The following is a 16,678-nucleotide window of genomic DNA, read 5'->3' as shown; positions in this document are numbered from 1 at the left end:
CTTAAAGGGCTTTTGGGAAATAGACTACGTTGAGAAAGCTTGTAGTTGGCGTGCTTGTCGCATTATCAGTTTCTGCCGTTTTATTGTCAGTTTTCTCCGACCAGTTGGTAGTTGCAAAGCCACAATCTAAGATCCAGTTTACAAAAACCATAACATCATCTTTGGATCCTGCTGCAGGCAGGGAGCAGTTTGCACTCATACTTGCCCCAAACAAGGGAAGTCTCTACACGGGATCTCTGACGTATGCTGCAAGCGATCCTGTTCAAGTGATAGTATTACATGAGATCGCAAGGGATGATTCGAAGGGGCAGCCCACATGGAGTGTTGATGGCAGTACTATCTATGGCATCACAAAACTGGAACCTCCAAAAAGTGCTGACACATTAGAATTCACAGGGTCCGCTCTGGGATTTCAATCGGATAACCCATTCACTGTAACTGTGAGTGTTGATGGCTGGGTGAGAGGACAACCAACAGAAGTAATAATGCAGACGCTTGATATCAAAGAGCGGTCATTTAGTCTACCACAGCCACATGTAACTACAACAATCCCAATGCGTGTAGGTTTTTTTGAAAAGAACTCTGTATACTATATCATAACGGATTCCAGCAATCAGACTGTGGCAGAGAAAATATCTGTTCACGGTTCCGATGTTAGATTCACGCCAAAGTTAAGGTGGACGCCTGCATCATCGCAGGATATTGTGTACGTGTTTACAAACGGAGTAAAAGGAGAAGGTGTATACGGCTTTCAGGGCGAAGTATTCTTGAGCACGCCAGCGCAGCCTGAAAAATACAGTCCGCTTCGGAGCATCTCTTTTGTATCATGGAAATCTGGGCAAAAGGCCCAAATTCTTGATTCTGCAGACGAAGTGTTAAAGGCCCAAAAGGCCGGTAGAATTACAATCGCAAATTCCAATATCACAATCAATGCACCCCAGGTAGTCTGGCCTGGAGGTCAATTGTTGTTAAAGAATGCTACACAGATCAATTATGCTCCATACGACAACGGCCAGGTAATAGAGATAAACAAGGATTCAAAGAAGGTGGTTTTTGTTGCACATAGAGCGTGGGGTCTGGACGGGAGAGCCATCTACTACATCATACCAGATGCAACACCTGCAGGCCCTGCTCAGGCTATCGGAGTTCCCACAGTGCCCAAGCTTGCAAATGCTCTTGCGGCACAGGTATTTTCAGATATGTATCAGTTCAAGAATGGAATAAAGGGTACTGGGCCTTTGGGATTCCAGCAAAGTGTACTTGATGTGATAACGGATCAGAGTTACGTGCCGCTATGCCGGGTTTCAATAGTAGAGTGGAAGAATGCAAAGGATGCATTGGTTTTGGAAACTGTAGCAGACATTAACAACAAAAAATCAGAAGGATCCATTCATGTCACCTTGGCAAGACCTCTAAGTAGTGATTACGTAATGAACTGTCCGCTTGTATCCAATAAAGGATAAATTACTTGGCAATCGATTAGGATCGCTTGGAAGGAAAACTCTACATTGTTGGTGTCGGCCCCGGCAGTCATGATCATATGACATTCAGGGCAAAACAGGTAATCGAGGAAAGCGATACCATAGTAGGATATGATACCTATGTTAGTCTGGTAGAGGATCTTATCAAGGGAAAAGAGATTCACCGATACGCCATGACACAGGAGGTTGAACGTGCAAAACAATGCATTGATTTGGCAAGAGAAGGAAGGATAGTATCTCTTGTTTCAAGCGGAGATCCTGGAATTTATGGTATGGCTGGCTTGATATATGAGATTTTAGCCGAATCGGGTTGGGAGCCTGACAATGGACTTTATGTTGAGATCGTACCGGGAGTTTCCGCACTGAACTCTTGCGCATCACTTGTAGGCTCGCCGCTTATGACGGATTTTGCCGTGGTAAGCATGAGCGATCTTCTGGTTCCATGGGATATCATAGTAAAGAGGGTTGAGGCTGCAGCGCAGGGAGATTATGTGATTGTAATTTACAATCCGGCAAGTAAGAAAAGAATACATCAGCTGCAAGACACACGAAAGTTACTTCTCAAGTACCGAAAACCAACAACGCCGGTAGCAATCATAAAGGGAGCATACAGGGATTCCCAGACAATTGTGATGACTGACTTGGAAAACATGGAAAAGTATTCTGATCAGCTCGGTATGATAAGCACTGTGATCATAGGCAACTCTTCAACGTATAATTTTAAGAATTTGATGATAAACCCGAGGGGCTACACGTCAAAATACAATCTGGAAAGCACTCCTGCCTAGACACTGTTCTTTATTGCACTGTACAGATCCTCGTCCATCCTAAGGCTGTCCCTTATGGGTGCTATGATTTTGACCAAATAGTTTCCTACAGTTTGTTTCAGATCAGTTGGGTGTAGCTTGCCTGTGCCAAAGTCTGATTCAATTTGGGAATAATCCGAATATGTCACATTTCCGCCGAACTTTTCTGGCCTTTCAACGGTAATCTCAGAGAACTGGTGAAATACAATATGTTTGGCTATTTGCAAAATCGGGTTTCCTATGTTTCCTGCCTCGCACCATCCCTTCTTGATTTTGGATTTAATTTCCTCGTCAGTATCGTGTATGAAAATGCCGGACGCAGGTTTTGACTTGCTCATTTTCGTTCCTGCACCATCTTGATCAGCAGGTGCAGGCTCGGTAAGGCCTGGCAGGAGACTGTGATGAACTGCGACTGGGACCTTCCATTTCATTTTTGGAAAGATTTCGCGCACTAACATGTGTATTTTACGCTGATCCATGCCCGCATGAGCTATGTCTATCTCCATGGCGTGTATATCAACAGCTTGCATCGGTGGGTAAAACAGCTTGGCAAGCTCAATTTTTTCTTCCGTTTCAGATCTTCCCATTATTGTCAATGTACGCATGGTTCTTGCAAGCGTCATGTGTTTTGTGAACTGAACTAGATCCTTCCAATAGTCTTTTTTGGATTCGTACAACTCGGTTCCACGTATTATCTGCACGCCAGGACATACAAGCTTGAAGGCCTTTTCATAATAGTTGGAGACTCGGGATATTGTGTCCCAATTTCCCCCGAGTTTGTCGTTGATCAATGTATGCCAGTCTGCAAGAAAGACGTTACATTGGATCCCGGCCTTTAGAAAATCGTTGATTTTAAAGCCGGTGCTTATCAGGCTGCCAAGATGTAAAAAGCCGGATATTTCAAGTCCTATGTAGTGTTTTGGTTTGGAGTTTGTTTCAAGTAACTGTGTAAGCTCTTCCCTTGTTACAATTTCCTCGGTCGGCGACCTTGCAATCAGCTCGACCTTCTCTGCAACATCCAATTCGTTTGGACTCCTGCTCCAATCTCTATAAAGCTAGCTTTGGGATTCCAGCTCATCTAGCGACTTTCGAGGTCTTGTGCTAAGATAAAACGCGTGTGCTGAAATCAGGAATCCAACAAGGAAGATCTTGGTGGCAAATATCAGGTTCCATGGTCTGTTCGGATCAGGATATGCGACAGTCAGATAATCGATGTCAGGTAGCTGGCCATCTCGTATTCCAGCTCCGATGTGTGCGTTAAGAACTGTAAAGTTGTACAGCACCTCATATAGACAGATTATCGCAAACCCCAATAACATCAGTTGCAGTAACGCCATCTTCCAAGAGTACAGTCTTACCGCCTTTTTCCATCCTATTCTTGACACGCAATACCAACCAATTATGCAGGCAAAGAACAGCCATGTAATGAGCTTGGCAAAGTGTGGGAACGGAAATTCAGTCTTTACTAGCACCTCACCCATCACGTATGTTCCGTTTTCCTGCCACTCCTGGATCATTGCGTATGCTCCGTAGATTGTTATGGACGCCATCATGAAGGCACAGACATAGAATATGTAAAGAAAAACCTTGTATCCAGGGTCATTTTCCTGCAGGTGGTTTGAGCGCATGTTACGTCAGAATCTGTTTTAGCTATAAAAATCATCAAAGATGTTGACAGGTTTATTAGCACAGCATGAAAAGACAGTCTCGTGAAAATTCCCGTAAACCTCCCATATCTTGGAAAGGAAGAGGTGGCGGAAGTAAATTCGGTGCTCAGAAGCGGCGGATTGACATCATCTGCAAATCTTGGTGGGAAGAATGTTCGTGAGTTTGAAAGAAGGGTTTGCTCTTTTATAAAATCAAAATATGCCGTAGCTGTCAACTCTGGAACTGCCGCCCTGCAGGCCGCGCTATATTCTCTTGACATAAAGCAAGGAGACGAGGTTCTGCTTCCGTCCTTTACATTTGTGGCTACTGCCAATTCAGTTGTATCTGTAGGTGCAAAACCTGTCTTTGTCGACATTTTAAGAGAGAACTATACTATGGACCCGGCAGATCTTAAAAAAAAGATCACGCGTAGAACCAAGGCAATAATTCCAGTTCACTTGTATGGCAATGTAGCATACATGGATGAGATCTCCGAGATTGCGAGCAAAAATAACATCGCTGTTATAGAGGACGCTGCACAATCGATGGGTTCAACGTATAAGGGAAGGCAGACAGGTACGTTATCAGAGATAGGCTGTTTTTCACTTTACGCAGCAAAGGTGATGACGTCGGGCGAGGGCGGAGTCATAGTCACATCAAATAAGAATATTTGGGAAAAGCTGCTTATGATAAGAAACCACGGAATGGTACACGGATATGATACGCGAGTTTTGGGATTAAATTTCAGATTACCGGAAATTAATGCGGCAATAGCAAAGGTACAAATGAAAAAGCTTCCTGCCTTTTTGAGAGCAAGGCAAAAAAACGCAAAGATTCTCACTGAGCTGCTTTCAGGACTGGATATAGTTTTGCCAAGCGAAAGAAAGGGCGTAAAAGTAAATTGGTATCTTTACACGATTGCAACAAAATTGCGTGATAAGATGATGAAGGCGCTCAATGAAGGTGGTGTGGGAGCTGCTGTGTATTATGCAACACCAGTACACAAGACTCCATATTATGCAAAGAAGATCAAACTGCCAAATACAGAATGGGCGGCTGCAAACGTGCTTTCTCTCCCTGTCCAACCTATGGTAAAACAGAAAGATCTGCAGAGGATGGCAAAGATAATGCGTAAAACGATATGAATCTACTAGATATTGCAGGTCAGATTTGCAAGGCGGTTTTGCCCATACGTGAAGATGTTTTTTACGGGGATCCTCGCTCCAGTACAGCAATATGCACCTTGTCCAGTATGGGTCTTCTCAGAGAGATAGCAGAATCCGATGTGATAAGACGTGTGGCAGTTGCAGGTAGGTTGCTATCAGAGAATAAAGGAATTGATGCCCTCATACGCAGCATAAACAAAAGTCCGAATATTACTACACTCGTTCTTTGTGGCAAGGATGTAGCAGGGCATAGAGCAGGCCACTCACTTTTGCTAGCACATAGATATGGAATAGATGAGAATGGAAGGATAGTAAACTCACTCAGCCCTAACCCATTTCTGTCAGTATCAGAATTGGAGATTTCGATTTTTCAAAAGCAGATAAGAATTGTTGACAGGATAGGCATTACCAGCATTCAAGAGATACAGTCGCTGATTTAGTAGCCGTTTTTCTGTCTGTCTCTATTTATCTGGTTTTTCTTCTTATATTCTTCAAGTATGTCGTCTGGCGTGAGGTTTAGCTCAAGTGATGCTTGAACTACAAAGTGCCAAATGTCGATGAGCTCTTCCTTTGCTTCATCAACGTCAAATTGTGTTGGTTTCTTCCACCATTTCCAGTTGGTAGTGCGCTGCAGTTCAACTGCCTCATGTATTATGGCAGTACACAAAGCTGAGACTCTTCCTTCAGCATCTTTTGGATATCTATCCAAATTCATCATTTCTGCAAGACCTTTTTGCATCGAGAAAATAGAATCAAGTCTATCCATGAATTGATTCTAGGGTCCTAATCTATAACCTTTCAGAACTCAACCATATTTTGATACTGTTTTACTCTTTTTTCGATTTGCTTTTTTGTGATTTTTGTAAGTCCGTCCAGTCCCCATTTTTCAACTGCAAATGAACCTAGCACGTTTCCATATATGACGGCTTTTTTTATTTCGGAAAGACTTGTTTTTCTCTTGTTTGCCAAGTAACCGATCATTGCGCCTGCAAAAGAATCACCAGCTCCGGTCGGGTCTACTATATCTTCAAGTGAGAATGCAACAGACGGAAAGATGATGTCTTCTACGAAAAGAAGTGAACCGTGTTCTCCTTTTTTTATTATAACGTATTTTGCTCCCCAGCTCATCATTTTTTTTGCGCATTTTATCAGATTGTGTTCTTTTGTGAGTAGTTTTGCTTCTTCATCGTTTATGACCACCGCATCGACAGTCTTGATCATCTTAATTACAGACGCACGTTTTGTGGCAATCCAATATTCTATGGTATCACACATTGAGAATCTGACGTTATCAAATTCTTTAATTAGAGAAGAGTTTTGGTCTGGATCGTTGTTTGCCAGATACACGAACTCGGATTTGCGATACTTTTCTGGTACAATAGGCTTGAATTGACCTAGCACGTTTAGCTCCGTTTTATTTGTGGTACGTTTGCTGAGTGTATCATCATAGCTTCCATCATAACGGAAGGTCTTTCCTTTTTGTGTCACAAATCCAGATAGATCAAGATATCGAGACAAAAGATTGCGGTATTTTTTTGGAAAGTCAGTGCCTACAACTGCTATCAATCCTGTATCGACAAAAAAGCTTGCAGAAATTCCAGCAAATGTTGCTGCACCTCCAAGTACATCTTTTAGTACCCTAGTAGGAGTCCGGATTGTATCTAGTGCGGTAGAACCGAAAACTGTTAGCAATGATTTGAAAAATTACGAGTCTTGTATAAATCCTCTAGTCTGTTCGTATGTAGGATAATATGTAAACGGAATATCGATTGACGCAAATAGTAGTTGATACTTGGTCACTCCAGAGATTTTTACTTTAGAGTTATCATCTGCCTGTTGTTCTCTCAGAAAGGTTCCTGAAGTGGTAGCTTTGCCAAGTGCGGGCAACAAGAATGGATCAAGATCTCCTCCTCCAAGCAATTTTTCGTTTGCTTCTATTGTGAATTCAGTCTTGCCTGCATTTAGTACAAGCAATGAAGGATTGTTAAATTCTAGTTCAAGATTGTAAAGTGATCCACGCTCTGTTTTTTCTAAGAGTTTGCTTTCTACTATCTTGGCGTTGATCTGCAGGGCTGAAGCATATTGGCTGTAGCCAAAGCCGATTATAACAACAACTACTATAATTGCTATGATTATCTTTTTGCGCACGATTTTTGATTAATAGTTGCCTTTTGTGCTCAATGGCAAAAAATTTTCTGATAATATGTGTAAAAGTTTTGATCCGATCTTCAAGCGACGTTAAGCTAGCAGAATAAATCAAAACCCGCTTATTTTATTATAAATGGCCAAGATCCGGCTCAGATTTGGAGAAAATGAGGTAGAAATCGAGTCCAGAGACTTTTACATTGATAATGATTCTGCAACACAAGTGATTTCTGAGCTTGCTAGAACTTTGGGCGATAACACTGCAAAGATAGTAGAAGAAGATCACTTTTCTCTTCCACAAGAGATAAGCTCAACGTATCAAAAGAATCTTGACTATCTTAAAACATTAAAGGATGTAGAGTTTCATGAACCCGAGTTTACTGCCCCCATTCCGATAACAGAAAGCGAGATTCCAGGCAAAATAGAGATGCTGGAGAGAGATTCTTTTTTTGCCAAGCCGCGAACTGTTCTTGAAACAGTAGAGCAGCTTCGCGATCATGGATGGGTTGCAAGCCCGCTAGAGGTATCAAAGGCACTTGCACGACTTGCCTTTAACAAGAATTTGGCAAAGAACATACAAGAAAGCAAAACATACTATTTCAAAGAACAGTTGATAAGCTAAACATTAAATTTGCAAATTGGACACTTTACAAAGATTGTTCCATCAAGATGATCAAAGTGTGCACCGCAACTGTTGCATGTATGATGCATGTCAAAATATCCGTCTTGTTCAACGTTTCCCACTTGAAATGATTCAAGGTCGGTGCTTTTGCATCTTATACAGTGACATCCGCAATCACATTTCATGATTGTTGGATCAAGTTTTGTTAATTTAAGGCGTTTGAATATTTATTATTAATTAAAAATCAAAATGATTGATGGTAAAAAAACGAGAAATTCCTATTGAGATTGATGATCATTACAGATTATTTGGCAAGGAACCATGGGAGGTAGATTATGGAGAAAAATGTCCAGTTTGCAATGTTAGAATCGATGAATATGGGTTTTGTTCATGCGGCTCTAGTGGAGACTGAGTTTTCCAGAGAGTTTTGCTGCTATAATCATTGCAGCCCCAAGAACTAGCACCGCGGCAAATGGGAATTCAGGTACTACCGACACCCCAACGATATCCACCTTACCAGTGCTGTTTGTCTTAAAGTTGAGCCAGACCATATCCTCGGTTTGATAGAATTCGTGTGTTGGAATCTTCTTATCGTTTAGAAACACTTCGTACGGGTTCCAGAGTAGTTCTTTAGGAATTACCAGTGTGACATACTGGTCTTTTTCCATTACATCGAGGCTGAGCATTTTGTTTGCCTGATCAAGTTTTACTTTAGAGATTTTTCCGTTTGTAGAGATTATTACATCAAAGATTTTTCCTTCCCAAGTTATTTTTTGCGTTTGTTCCAAACTTTTCATGCCATATTCCAGCTTTACTTGACATCCATGACATCTAATGCCATCCACTTCTCTTAGTAGGATAGGGTTCGAATTGACAAATACTGTATCAGTGCTATTTGGCAAAAAGAAGGAGGTGCTTGCAACATACCTGTAATCCCATTTCCAGAAGCCGTTTTTTTCAGCAACGACGTTTTCAAGATCGTATTCGACTAAAACCTTGTTTTGTGAAGGTAAGATCAAAAGGCTTGTCTTATCACCTCCGGTTTCCGCATATTCTGCAGAACCACCCTTTTCGTCTCTAACTGACAGGTTTGTAAAATTACTACTGATCAGCTCGAGTTGTTGCGAGCTAGAACTTTTTTCTACTATATGTGTGACGTGAGCATTTCCTTTTTCATCTATTTCTATTTTTACCGTTTGAATTGCAGGTTTGCCAAAGCTGATTTCTTGTGCAAATGCCATACTGGAGAGCAGCGATATGATCACCAGTGCAAATACGATTTGTTTCAATGTGATTTTACCTCTATTCAGAGATGATAACTTTGGACATTTTTACCTCGTCAAGTGGGCAGTCGTTTCTGTCGCGTGGCTGGTTCACTATCAGATCAGCTACATTCATGCCTTCAATCACTTCACCAAAAACGGTATATTGCCTGTCCAGAAATGTGCTGTCTGTGGTAACTATGAAAAACTGTGAGCCTGCGCTGTTAGGATCTGCTGCTCTTGCCATAGAAACTATGCCGCGCAGATGTGAGCGGGAGTTAAATTCTGCCTTGATTGTATAGCCTGGTCCTCCAAACCCCCATTTGCTCTTGTCAGGCATTTTGGTGTTGGGATCGCCTCCCTGAATCATAAATCCCGGGATTACCCTATGGAATTTGGTGCCATCATAGAATCCCGATTGAGCCAAGCTAACAAAATTCCTGACAGTCTCAGGCGCAATATCTGGTAGTAATTTAAATATAATTTTCCCAAACTTGGTTTCAATTGTGGCAGTTGTCAATTACTGCCAAGATTCGTTCTTATCATAAGAGTCTTGCTATTCATTGATGGATTATTTGGAAAGTAAATTGCAAAAATTACAATGTCTGCGGATATCGCAATCGGTTCAACCGTGAATTGAACTAGAGTACCAGAAATTTTTGTGTATAATAATTTTTTGTAGTTCAAACAATATCACAATTTTTCGGCATGTAAAGTTATAGTCTTATATAGAACGAGAAAAATTACAGGTTGTGAATCGCACAAACCAAAGCACCGTCATCAAACAGGCAATCAATTCTTATCTTGAAAAGGGGCTGACTGACAAACAAGACATTTACTCAAAGGTTGTTGAAGAGCTTGGGGTTCCAAGACCAACGGTAAGACGAGTCGCACGCGATCTAAGAAATGAGTTACTGGCAAAGATTAAGATTTTACAGTCTGAGGTCCCACAAGCAGAATTATTAGCGAATCAAGAGAAAGACGAATAAAATTCGTTTATCTTTTCTTTTATTATTCTGAAAACTAACACTACTGTTATATTCGACTTGTAGGTTGCACTAAATTATGGGTTATCTTGGCAATCACTTAGCTACGGTGGTTGTGTCTGCCTTTGCCGCGTTTTTAACTGGAATGTATTTCGTTATGCCAGACGCGTTGCATCAACTATTACTTGTATCTGCAGTAGTAACTTGGTTTTTGGCTTTTATTTGTTGGATTGCTCAAAAAAGTGCAGATTATGCGCACAAATGGGGCAGTTCTCATAGCCACGAGAGTCACTCGCACGACGAAAAAAAAAGCTCGGCTAAATTAGTAACACACCCGCCTGTGTCAGTATCTGTAGAAGAATTAAAACAATTCAAAGAGTCGTTTACTGCCGATTTGAATGAGCTTAAGGATCAAGTAAAGCTCAAGGATAATGAAATTACTAAGCTGCGAGCAGAGATTGCAAACTTGGAGACTCTGGTACAGATAGAGGCATTAAAGGCAGAGCTTGCAAATCTGAAGGTCCTAGCTGCAAAAGAACGAAAACGCAAGTAGCCTATTGACAGTGCTTACATCCGCCCATACGGTGGTGTCGCTTACATCCTGGGCAGCTTACCGCTCCGCCAAAATGGCATTTACAAACGCAACCGTCATTTAATAATGCGTCATTCATGTATAGAATAATTGATACGTCATCTTAATATTTGACTGACGGAAATGATTGCTGATGATTTTAAAGGCCGCGCTTGCAAGTATGGTTCTTGTTGCAGCATTGTCGGCATCTGCATTTGCGGAAACTACAATCATGCCGCTTAATTCAGAGATCGGACTTGAGAAAACCATTACGCAGTTCCATGCACCATCTAATAACAGGCTACCATGGGGCTTTGTAGAGGGTAAGATTGCAAATCCTGTCGAAGGGCATCCTGTTATAATTCAGTTCTTCAAGAATGGAGAAGCAGTTCATTTTGCACAGACTGATGTGAACGACGATGGCAGTTATGAGTACAGATTCAGGGTAGTTGATGTAACAAATGGCAAGATAACTAAGATTTTTGAAGGCGACTACGTAGTGAAAATATTCAAAGTCGTGTATTTGGATAAGGGTTCTACTTCGGCCTAGAAGCTAAAAGTATAGTTTCATCCACTAGTTCTTTTAGTCGTGTTTTTTGTTCTTCATCTGTAATCTGCCCATCTTGTATCATATCCGCAGTCATGTAAACTGCCTTTGGATTTGTTACCACGCGGAAATAACTCATTAATTGCGTCAGTAACGTCTGTACGTTAGTAAAGCCGATATTTCCTGACGCTAATATAGCAAGGCCTGCTGTCTTTCCGGCGGTGCTTTTGTAGTTTATAAATTCAAACAGATTCTTCAGTGCAGAGCTGAAAAACGAGTTGTAAATCGGCGAGCCAACAAGCCAGACATCAGCTTCCATGATATCCTTTGCAGCTTGCATCGTTGTTTGCGAGTAATTTTCGTTTGGGCCACGGTAATAGTCGATTCCGCCTTCAGAGAGATTGACGAACTTTGTATCAGGATTTTTAGATTTTGCATATTCGTAAACAAACTTCATCATGACTTGTGTGTTTGCTGTTTTCCTTGGACTGCCAGAAATTACTAATATTTTCACGAATTTCAAGAATTTGTTTTTGTATTTAAATTAAAAGCGGGCTTGGAGGGCTTCGATCCCTCGACCTGCAACTTAGGAGGCTGCCGCGCTATCCATGTTGCGCGTCAATAATGACTCTGCGCTACAAGCCCTTGCAAAAACTCACCTGTCGTTCATTTAAAAGCGTAATCAAGGTTAGTACGAACCAGATCGTGTATCTTGTTCCAGGCTGGACTATGTGTTTGACCCCAAGTCTCAAAATATACAACATCTTTGAGTTCAAGGCGTGGAAGCCAGTTGGCGGTCTCCAGATCAGGTTTTTCTGCAAATTCATTGACGTGCCCTAAGCACAAGTATGCTACTGGAACTATGTGTTCTGGAAGTCCGAGTATTTGCTTGAGTGCTTCATTTGAGAGTATACTAACCCAGCCGACTCCTATTTGTTCCGATCTTGCAGCAAGCCACAAGTTTTGTACTGCGCAACAAACGCTGTAGATTCCAGTTTCTGGTATGCTTGATCTGCCTATTACAAACGGGCCGAATCTGCTAGGATCATATGTAATGCATATGTTGATATCAGATTCCATAATTCCCTGTAGTTTTAGCGAGAGGTATTTTTCCTTTTTTTGTTCATCAACTTGTTCAGATGATCGGATTTTCTCTTGCTCAAATGACTCTTTTACCAGTGATTTGGTTTTAGGGTCGCGTATTAGTATGAAGTTCCACGGCTGTGAGAATCCTACAGAAGGAGCGTGATGTGCGGCGTTCAGAATTCTGGCTAACACCTCATCGTCAATGGGTTTTGGTACAAAATGAGATCTTACATCGCGTCTGGTGTAGATCGCCTTATAGAGGCCAGACTTTTCTTGGTTTGAAAAATCACTCAATTTACTATATCATGTTACAGTTGTAGTTTAAAGATTCAGTTTTTGCATGCAATAAACAGAACCAAGATTAATAATGTAGACACCAAGTCTTGTAGTTCATTGGGCCGGTAGTCTAGTTGGTTAGGATACCGCCTCGACACGGCGGTGATCGAGAGTTCGAATCTCTCTCGGCCCACCTTAATTTTTTATTTACTGCGATGTGTCAAACGGCTTTTCGACCAGGCTCCATGCCGATTCCACTACCATAATACCTTTTACAGTGTATTGAACTGGCTGGCCGCTAATTATTGCCGTGTAAAGTTCCGAAGTTGCAGGTGTAGGAACTAGTGCGAATATGCTGGGAAGTTCGATTTCTGCGTTTGAGCTGAATATAGCTCTCCCAGGCATTGGAATATCTTGTGCAGAGTACTGTCCTTTGCCCAATGATTGTCCGTTTGCAAACAATTCATAATCAATATGTGAAACAGTGAATGGTTTATCGCTTGGATTTCTTATTTTCAGTCCAACCTCAAGATTTGCGCGGTTTTCAATGCTGTTTACGTTGATTATCTTTACCTGTCCCAAGCTGAGCTCGGCCATCTCAAGTTTCGGATTATCAAGACTTGCATACCAGGTTATACCGCCAAGCATTGCTAATAGTGCTGCTATTGCTGCATAAATTATCATTCTGCCCTGAGAAACCAATCATTTGTAATCAAATTCATACAACTAAAAAACGTTCCATTGCAATAGATAATATTTGAAAGCCAACGCAGTGCTTTGTTGGCACTCGAACAGGCTATCATTACTTGGATTCACCTTGTTTGTGCGGCAATCTGGGTTGGTGGTTCCTTATTTATCGCAATAGTTTTTGCTCCGCTCTTAAAGACAATGGCTCCAACTGTCGAGGAACGATTGCAGATAATGATCAAAGCGGGTCGACGTTTTAACAAGATAGCCATACCGTCCTTGGTTATCTTAATTGCCACTGGCATATTCAACGTGCACCAGATGATACTCAGGCCTGATTTTCTTCTATCAACAAGCTATGGGATCATGGTTGTCATTAAGATAATTTTGGTCATTGCACTTTTAATATCATTTGGTGCTCATGTTAGGATAATACGAAAAGAAGTAGAGCAAAAGATAGTTCAAAAACAGCTTTCAGAAGTGCAGATTGCCAAATTACGAAAAAAGATCATAATAGTAGGGGAGACAACCGTGGTAATCTCCATTGCCATATTGTTTGTGGCCGCTTTACTTGATGCGGGCATTTGAGATGCCCTGAAGTCTTACCTCATACCCGCCATCAATTTTACCTATGCCGTATTTGCAGCCGAGAATTTTTGATGTGATGTAAAGATTTGTTTCAAGATGTTTTGATATGGTTTTTACGGTGAAAATTGACATCTCGTTGCAAAGACTCAAGGGTACTACCAACATATCAGAGAGATTCACATCAGCCCCCAAATCAGAATTTATGAATGTCATAGCGGATCTTGATGTAAATTTGTCTTCATTGTGAATATCAAGAAGCTCATCTGCACCATTGATTGAATTTGGGTCTGAAGAAAATACAAGTGCAGAGCCACCTCTATTGGCCGCCTTCTCCTGAGCTGTTTCTATTAGAACCGAAAAACCATTTTGTTCCAGCATATTCTTTGCAGTGTTGATGGATTTTTCAATAGTACCGGTAAGCTCTGTGCAGCTGCATATAATGCGCGCTTCTTTTTGCATTCTTTGTTGAAGGCAAATGGGAAAAACTGTCTTGGCAGGCGATGCGATTACCTCAACTAGTCCTCCGCCCTTTGGATAGTATCCACGGCGCTCTATTTTCATTGTAAAATCAATTCCTATTCTTCGATACGCTTCTGCAACAACATATTTGGTATAATTTGAGGTTGGACTCCATGGCACGTCAGTACCTCCTCTGATTTGAAGGTGCAGTTTTTTTCCTGCCAAGGCAACAGCTGGTATCACAGCCTGCAAAATCAGAGAAATGCTCCCTGCAGTTCCTATGTCTTCCGAAATCGAAACATCCTGCATTTGTCCTGGAACAAATGTAAGTGATGTAGAACCAAGATGCAGTCCATCCGTTTTTGCATTACATGTTTTAGCAAGAATTTTTGCTGCAGTAAGATGCTGTGCTTGCAGGCCTGGCATCTTTCTGTTATTTCTTATGTTTTTTATTTTGATTGGTGTGGATGTAATGCATGCAAGACTAAGAGTGCTGCGCAGAATCTGCCCGCCCCCTTCTCCAAAGGATCCATCAATTTCAAGGATGTTCATTGTTTGCTATTTTCGATTTCATGATAGTTTTTTAAATGAATTGCAATCAAGGACTGCATGAACGGTCTTTTGATAGGCAGATTTCAGCCATTTCATCTCGGGCATTTAGCTGCAGTAAAGTTTGCGTTAGATAACGTGGATCACCTCTCAATAGGCATTGGTAGCTCAAACAAATTCAATGAAAAGAGAAACCCGTTCACTGCAGATGAGAGAAAAGAGATGATACTTTCCTCACTTGATGCAGCCGATAAGGGAAGGATTCAAATCTATTACGTGCCTGACGTAAATGATCATTCCAGGTGGACTTTCCATGTGGACTCGATCATACCTACATACGATATAGTATTCTCAAACGATGAATTTACACAGGAACTGTATGCAAAGCGCGGCATCAAGGTGGTACCAGTTCCACTCAAACAGAGAGAAATTCTTTCTGGAACTGACATACGTGAAAAGATAGCTGCCGGGCAAAAATGGGATGATCTTGTCCCGGATGGAACCAAGAGAGTGCTGTTAAAAATTAATGCTCCACAGAGACTGAAAAACCTGTAGTTATAAATACGGCCGCCAAAACAACCCATCAGGCGAACTTATTTGGAATATTTAGTGATGCTTCCAGGTCCAACAAACGTGCCAGAACGAGTAATGCGTGCTATGTTCACGCCCATGATAAATCACAGAAGTGACGATTTTGTCGAATTATACGAAGATGCTGTAGAAAGTACAAAAAAAGTTTTTCAAAGTAATGGCGAGGCAGTGTTGCTATCGGCTTCCGGAACTGGAGCTGTAGAAGCAAGCGTTATCAATCTTATCAAGAATGGAGACAAAGTCATCATACCAGTAAACGGAGAGTTTAGCGGAAGGCTTGCCCAGATGCTAGAATGGGCAGGTGCAAACGTGATAAAGCTTGAGACAAAGCCAGGAGAGAATGCAACCTTCGATCAGGTCAAGGCTGCGTTTGATAACAACAAGGATGTCAAGGCATTTTACTGTGTATGGAACGAGACCTCAACTGGCACCATGATAAAGTATTTGGATAAAATCAAGGATCTAACGGCAAGAAATGATTCTTACTATGTTGTAGATGGAGTATCAATTGTAGGCGGTGAAGAGTTCCCCATGGACAAATGGGGAGTGGATGTAGCCATGACGGGAGCACAAAAGGCCTTTGCTGCACCGCCTGGAATATCACCTATTGTAGTAAACCCCCGCGCAAAAAAGTACATGGAACAAAATCCGCCAAAGACAATGTACTTTAACCTCTCAAGATACTTCAAATATTACGAGGAGGCAAAGCACACACCGTTTACACCAGCTCTGCCGCTTTTGTATGCATATAGAGAAGCAATGAATGTTATTTTGGAGGAAGGGCTTGATAAGAGGATTAGAAGGCACAGAATATGTTCTGATGCTTTGTATTCTGGACTTAGTGCAATAGGACTTACACCCTTTGCAAAAGAGGATGCAAGATCCACAGTAGTTGTGGCGCTCAATTACCTTGAAGGTCTTGAAGACAAAACATTCCGAAACACACTTGCAAACAAATTCCGTGTTCTAGTAGCAGGAGGATTTGGCAATCTCAAAGGCAAGGTATTCAGAGTAGGATGCATGGGAGAGGTCCACAGATATCATGTCATGAGAACTATATCGGCAATAGGTTCCACATTGGATATGATGGGTTACAAGACAAACTCGGTGGAGGCCCTAAAGATTGCTGAAGACAAACTCAAATCACTCTGAAACGCCCCGACATATTCAGGATAATTGCGATGGTTCCAGTTTGAGTGTTATTTCACC

General features: G+C 41.6%; 23 protein-coding genes and 2 tRNA genes. 13 read left to right on the top strand and 12 right to left on the bottom strand.

Annotation, left to right across the window (positions count from 1 at the left end):
* Positions 1-29: 29 nt before the first annotated feature.
* Together NITUZ_RS09235 and cobJ are read left to right on the top strand one after the other, a co-directional pair.
* Positions 30-1,463, top strand: a complete 1,434-nt coding sequence (locus NITUZ_RS09235; RefSeq protein ID WP_048197297.1) for a DUF7482 domain-containing protein — start codon at positions 30-32, stop codon at positions 1,461-1,463.
* A 26-nt stretch (positions 1,464-1,489) separates the two neighbouring features.
* A complete protein-coding gene (gene cobJ, locus NITUZ_RS09230; protein WP_048197296.1) occupies positions 1,490-2,269 on the top strand; it encodes a precorrin-3B C(17)-methyltransferase in 780 nt (259 codons plus the stop codon).
* On the opposite strand, the gene NITUZ_RS09225 is transcribed toward cobJ, so the two are convergent.
* Positions 2,266-3,309, bottom strand: a complete 1,044-nt coding sequence (locus NITUZ_RS09225) for a tyrosine--tRNA ligase (protein WP_048197295.1) — start codon at positions 3,307-3,309, stop codon at positions 2,266-2,268. The two genes, cobJ and NITUZ_RS09225, sit on opposite strands and share 4 nt — an antisense overlap.
* A 33-nt stretch (positions 3,310-3,342) precedes the next feature.
* The gene (locus NITUZ_RS09220) at positions 3,343-3,915 is read right to left on the bottom strand and encodes a hypothetical protein (RefSeq protein WP_048197294.1); all 573 of its coding nucleotides are present in this window, start codon (positions 3,913-3,915) and stop codon (positions 3,343-3,345) included.
* An 81-nt stretch (positions 3,916-3,996) separates the two neighbouring features.
* On the opposite strand from NITUZ_RS09220, the gene NITUZ_RS09215 reads away from it, so the two are divergent.
* The gene (locus NITUZ_RS09215; RefSeq protein ID WP_048197293.1) at positions 3,997-5,079 is read left to right on the top strand and encodes a DegT/DnrJ/EryC1/StrS family aminotransferase; all 1,083 of its coding nucleotides are present in this window, start codon (positions 3,997-3,999) and stop codon (positions 5,077-5,079) included.
* A complete protein-coding gene (locus NITUZ_RS09210; RefSeq protein ID WP_048197292.1) occupies positions 5,076-5,540 on the top strand; it encodes a tetrahydromethanopterin S-methyltransferase subunit A in 465 nt (154 codons plus the stop codon). The genes NITUZ_RS09215 and NITUZ_RS09210 overlap by 4 nt, the downstream gene beginning before the upstream one ends.
* Here the strand turns inward: NITUZ_RS09210 and NITUZ_RS09205 are convergent.
* Genes NITUZ_RS09205 through NITUZ_RS09195 form a run of 3 tightly spaced genes read right to left on the bottom strand, consistent with a single transcriptional unit; the run spans position 5,537 to position 7,248 of the window.
* Positions 5,537-5,866: a dUTPase gene (locus tag NITUZ_RS09205; protein ID WP_048197291.1), complete on the bottom strand. Its 330-nt coding sequence runs from the start codon at positions 5,864-5,866 to the stop codon at positions 5,537-5,539. The genes NITUZ_RS09210 and NITUZ_RS09205 overlap by 4 nt on opposite strands.
* Before the next feature lie 32 nt (positions 5,867-5,898).
* The gene (locus NITUZ_RS09200) at positions 5,899-6,792 is read right to left on the bottom strand and encodes a PfkB family carbohydrate kinase (protein WP_048197290.1); all 894 of its coding nucleotides are present in this window, start codon (positions 6,790-6,792) and stop codon (positions 5,899-5,901) included.
* A gap of 12 nt (positions 6,793-6,804) precedes the next feature.
* Positions 6,805-7,248: a hypothetical protein gene (locus tag NITUZ_RS09195; RefSeq protein ID WP_244443859.1), complete on the bottom strand. Its 444-nt coding sequence runs from the start codon at positions 7,246-7,248 to the stop codon at positions 6,805-6,807.
* 133 nt (positions 7,249-7,381) lie between these two features.
* Here NITUZ_RS09195 and NITUZ_RS09190 point away from each other — a divergent pair, with 133 nt between their 5' ends.
* Together NITUZ_RS09190 and NITUZ_RS10220 are read left to right on the top strand one after the other, a co-directional pair.
* Positions 7,382-7,867: a hypothetical protein gene (locus NITUZ_RS09190; RefSeq protein ID WP_048197288.1), complete on the top strand. Its 486-nt coding sequence runs from the start codon at positions 7,382-7,384 to the stop codon at positions 7,865-7,867.
* Positions 7,868-8,123: 256 nt separating this feature from the next.
* The gene (locus tag NITUZ_RS10220; RefSeq protein WP_177309494.1) at positions 8,124-8,279 is read left to right on the top strand and encodes a hypothetical protein; all 156 of its coding nucleotides are present in this window, start codon (positions 8,124-8,126) and stop codon (positions 8,277-8,279) included.
* Here the strand turns inward: NITUZ_RS10220 and NITUZ_RS09180 are convergent.
* On the bottom strand, positions 8,266-9,156 hold the full coding sequence (locus NITUZ_RS09180; RefSeq protein ID WP_052370159.1) for a PEFG-CTERM sorting domain-containing protein: 891 nt from the start codon (positions 9,154-9,156) through the stop codon (positions 8,266-8,268). The two genes, NITUZ_RS10220 and NITUZ_RS09180, sit on opposite strands and share 14 nt — an antisense overlap.
* Positions 9,157-9,169: 13 nt before the next feature.
* Positions 9,170-9,649, bottom strand: a complete 480-nt coding sequence (locus NITUZ_RS09175; RefSeq protein ID WP_048197286.1) for a peptidylprolyl isomerase — start codon at positions 9,647-9,649, stop codon at positions 9,170-9,172.
* A gap of 232 nt (positions 9,650-9,881) precedes the next feature.
* On the opposite strand from NITUZ_RS09175, the gene NITUZ_RS09170 reads away from it, so the two are divergent.
* From NITUZ_RS09170 to NITUZ_RS09160, 3 genes are all read left to right on the top strand, one after another.
* Entirely contained in the window at positions 9,882-10,118 is a 237-nt protein-coding gene (locus tag NITUZ_RS09170; RefSeq protein ID WP_048197285.1) for a hypothetical protein, read from the top strand.
* Between the two features lie 337 nt (positions 10,119-10,455).
* A complete protein-coding gene (locus NITUZ_RS10315) occupies positions 10,456-10,668 on the top strand; it encodes a hypothetical protein (RefSeq protein ID WP_244443858.1) in 213 nt (70 codons plus the stop codon).
* A gap of 172 nt (positions 10,669-10,840) precedes the next feature.
* A complete protein-coding gene (locus NITUZ_RS09160; protein ID WP_048197283.1) occupies positions 10,841-11,236 on the top strand; it encodes a hypothetical protein in 396 nt (131 codons plus the stop codon).
* On the opposite strand, the gene NITUZ_RS09155 is transcribed toward NITUZ_RS09160, so the two are convergent.
* The 3 genes from NITUZ_RS09155 to bluB form a co-directional block, all read right to left on the bottom strand.
* A complete protein-coding gene (locus NITUZ_RS09155) occupies positions 11,223-11,747 on the bottom strand; it encodes an NADPH-dependent FMN reductase (protein WP_048197282.1) in 525 nt (174 codons plus the stop codon). The two genes, NITUZ_RS09160 and NITUZ_RS09155, sit on opposite strands and share 14 nt — an antisense overlap.
* A gap of 37 nt (positions 11,748-11,784) precedes the next feature.
* Positions 11,785-11,878 (bottom strand) — tRNA-Arg (locus NITUZ_RS10070).
* 21 nt (positions 11,879-11,899) lie between these two features.
* Positions 11,900-12,613 carry a 5,6-dimethylbenzimidazole synthase gene (bluB, locus tag NITUZ_RS09150; protein WP_048197281.1) on the bottom strand — a complete coding sequence of 238 codons (714 nt, stop codon included), beginning with the start codon at positions 12,611-12,613 and terminating at the stop codon, positions 11,900-11,902.
* Positions 12,614-12,714: 101 nt separating this feature from the next.
* Between bluB and NITUZ_RS09145 the strand changes: the two genes are divergently transcribed.
* Positions 12,715-12,788: transfer RNA gene (locus tag NITUZ_RS09145), tRNA-Val, on the top strand.
* 14 nt (positions 12,789-12,802) lie between these two features.
* Here the strand turns inward: NITUZ_RS09145 and NITUZ_RS09140 are convergent.
* Positions 12,803-13,297: an LEA/WHy family protein gene (locus tag NITUZ_RS09140; RefSeq protein ID WP_239654880.1), complete on the bottom strand. Its 495-nt coding sequence runs from the start codon at positions 13,295-13,297 to the stop codon at positions 12,803-12,805.
* 78 nt (positions 13,298-13,375) lie between these two features.
* Between NITUZ_RS09140 and NITUZ_RS09135 the strand changes: the two genes are divergently transcribed.
* The gene (locus NITUZ_RS09135; protein ID WP_244443857.1) at positions 13,376-13,870 is read left to right on the top strand and encodes a CopD family protein; all 495 of its coding nucleotides are present in this window, start codon (positions 13,376-13,378) and stop codon (positions 13,868-13,870) included.
* Here NITUZ_RS09135 and rtcA read toward each other — a convergent pair.
* Entirely contained in the window at positions 13,850-14,881 is a 1,032-nt protein-coding gene (rtcA, locus tag NITUZ_RS09130; protein ID WP_048197279.1) for an RNA 3'-terminal phosphate cyclase, read from the bottom strand. The two genes, NITUZ_RS09135 and rtcA, sit on opposite strands and share 21 nt — an antisense overlap.
* 57 nt (positions 14,882-14,938) lie before the next feature.
* On the opposite strand from rtcA, the gene NITUZ_RS09125 reads away from it, so the two are divergent.
* Both NITUZ_RS09125 and NITUZ_RS09120 read left to right on the top strand, forming a co-directional pair.
* Positions 14,939-15,433, top strand: coding sequence for a nicotinamide-nucleotide adenylyltransferase (locus NITUZ_RS09125; RefSeq protein WP_048197278.1), 495 nt, complete (start codon positions 14,939-14,941; stop codon positions 15,431-15,433).
* Positions 15,434-15,475: 42 nt separating this feature from the next.
* Positions 15,476-16,621 (top strand): pyridoxal-phosphate-dependent aminotransferase family protein, encoded by a 1,146-nt coding sequence (locus NITUZ_RS09120; RefSeq protein WP_048197277.1) that lies wholly within the window; start codon positions 15,476-15,478, stop codon positions 16,619-16,621.
* Positions 16,622-16,678 lie beyond the last annotated feature (57 nt).

It is taken from the genome of Candidatus Nitrosotenuis uzonensis, assembly GCF_000723185.1.
Lineage (GTDB): Archaea > Thermoproteota > Nitrososphaeria > Nitrososphaerales > Nitrosopumilaceae > Nitrosotenuis > Nitrosotenuis uzonensis.
This window is presented reverse-complemented; position numbering and strand designations above follow the sequence as displayed.

Bases quoted from the DNA above. Each gene is read 5' to 3' on its own strand.
- NITUZ_RS09220 (WP_048197294.1), bottom strand. From the start codon at position 3,915: ATGCGCTCAAACCACCTGCAGGAAAATGACCCTGGATACAAGGTTTTT.
- NITUZ_RS09210 (WP_048197292.1), top strand. From the start codon at position 5,076: ATGAATCTACTAGATATTGCAGGTCAGATTTGCAAGGCGGTTTTGCCC.
- NITUZ_RS09205 (WP_048197291.1), bottom strand. From the start codon at position 5,866: ATGGATAGACTTGATTCTATTTTCTCGATGCAAAAAGGTCTTGCAGAA.
- NITUZ_RS09190 (WP_048197288.1), top strand. From the start codon at position 7,382: ATGGCCAAGATCCGGCTCAGATTTGGAGAAAATGAGGTAGAAATCGAG.
- NITUZ_RS10220 (WP_177309494.1), top strand. From the start codon at position 8,124: ATGGTAAAAAAACGAGAAATTCCTATTGAGATTGATGATCATTACAGA.
- NITUZ_RS09160 (WP_048197283.1), top strand. From the start codon at position 10,841: ATGATTTTAAAGGCCGCGCTTGCAAGTATGGTTCTTGTTGCAGCATTG.
- rtcA (WP_048197279.1), bottom strand. From the start codon at position 14,881: ATGAACATCCTTGAAATTGATGGATCCTTTGGAGAAGGGGGCGGGCAG.
- NITUZ_RS09125 (WP_048197278.1), top strand. From the start codon at position 14,939: ATGAACGGTCTTTTGATAGGCAGATTTCAGCCATTTCATCTCGGGCAT.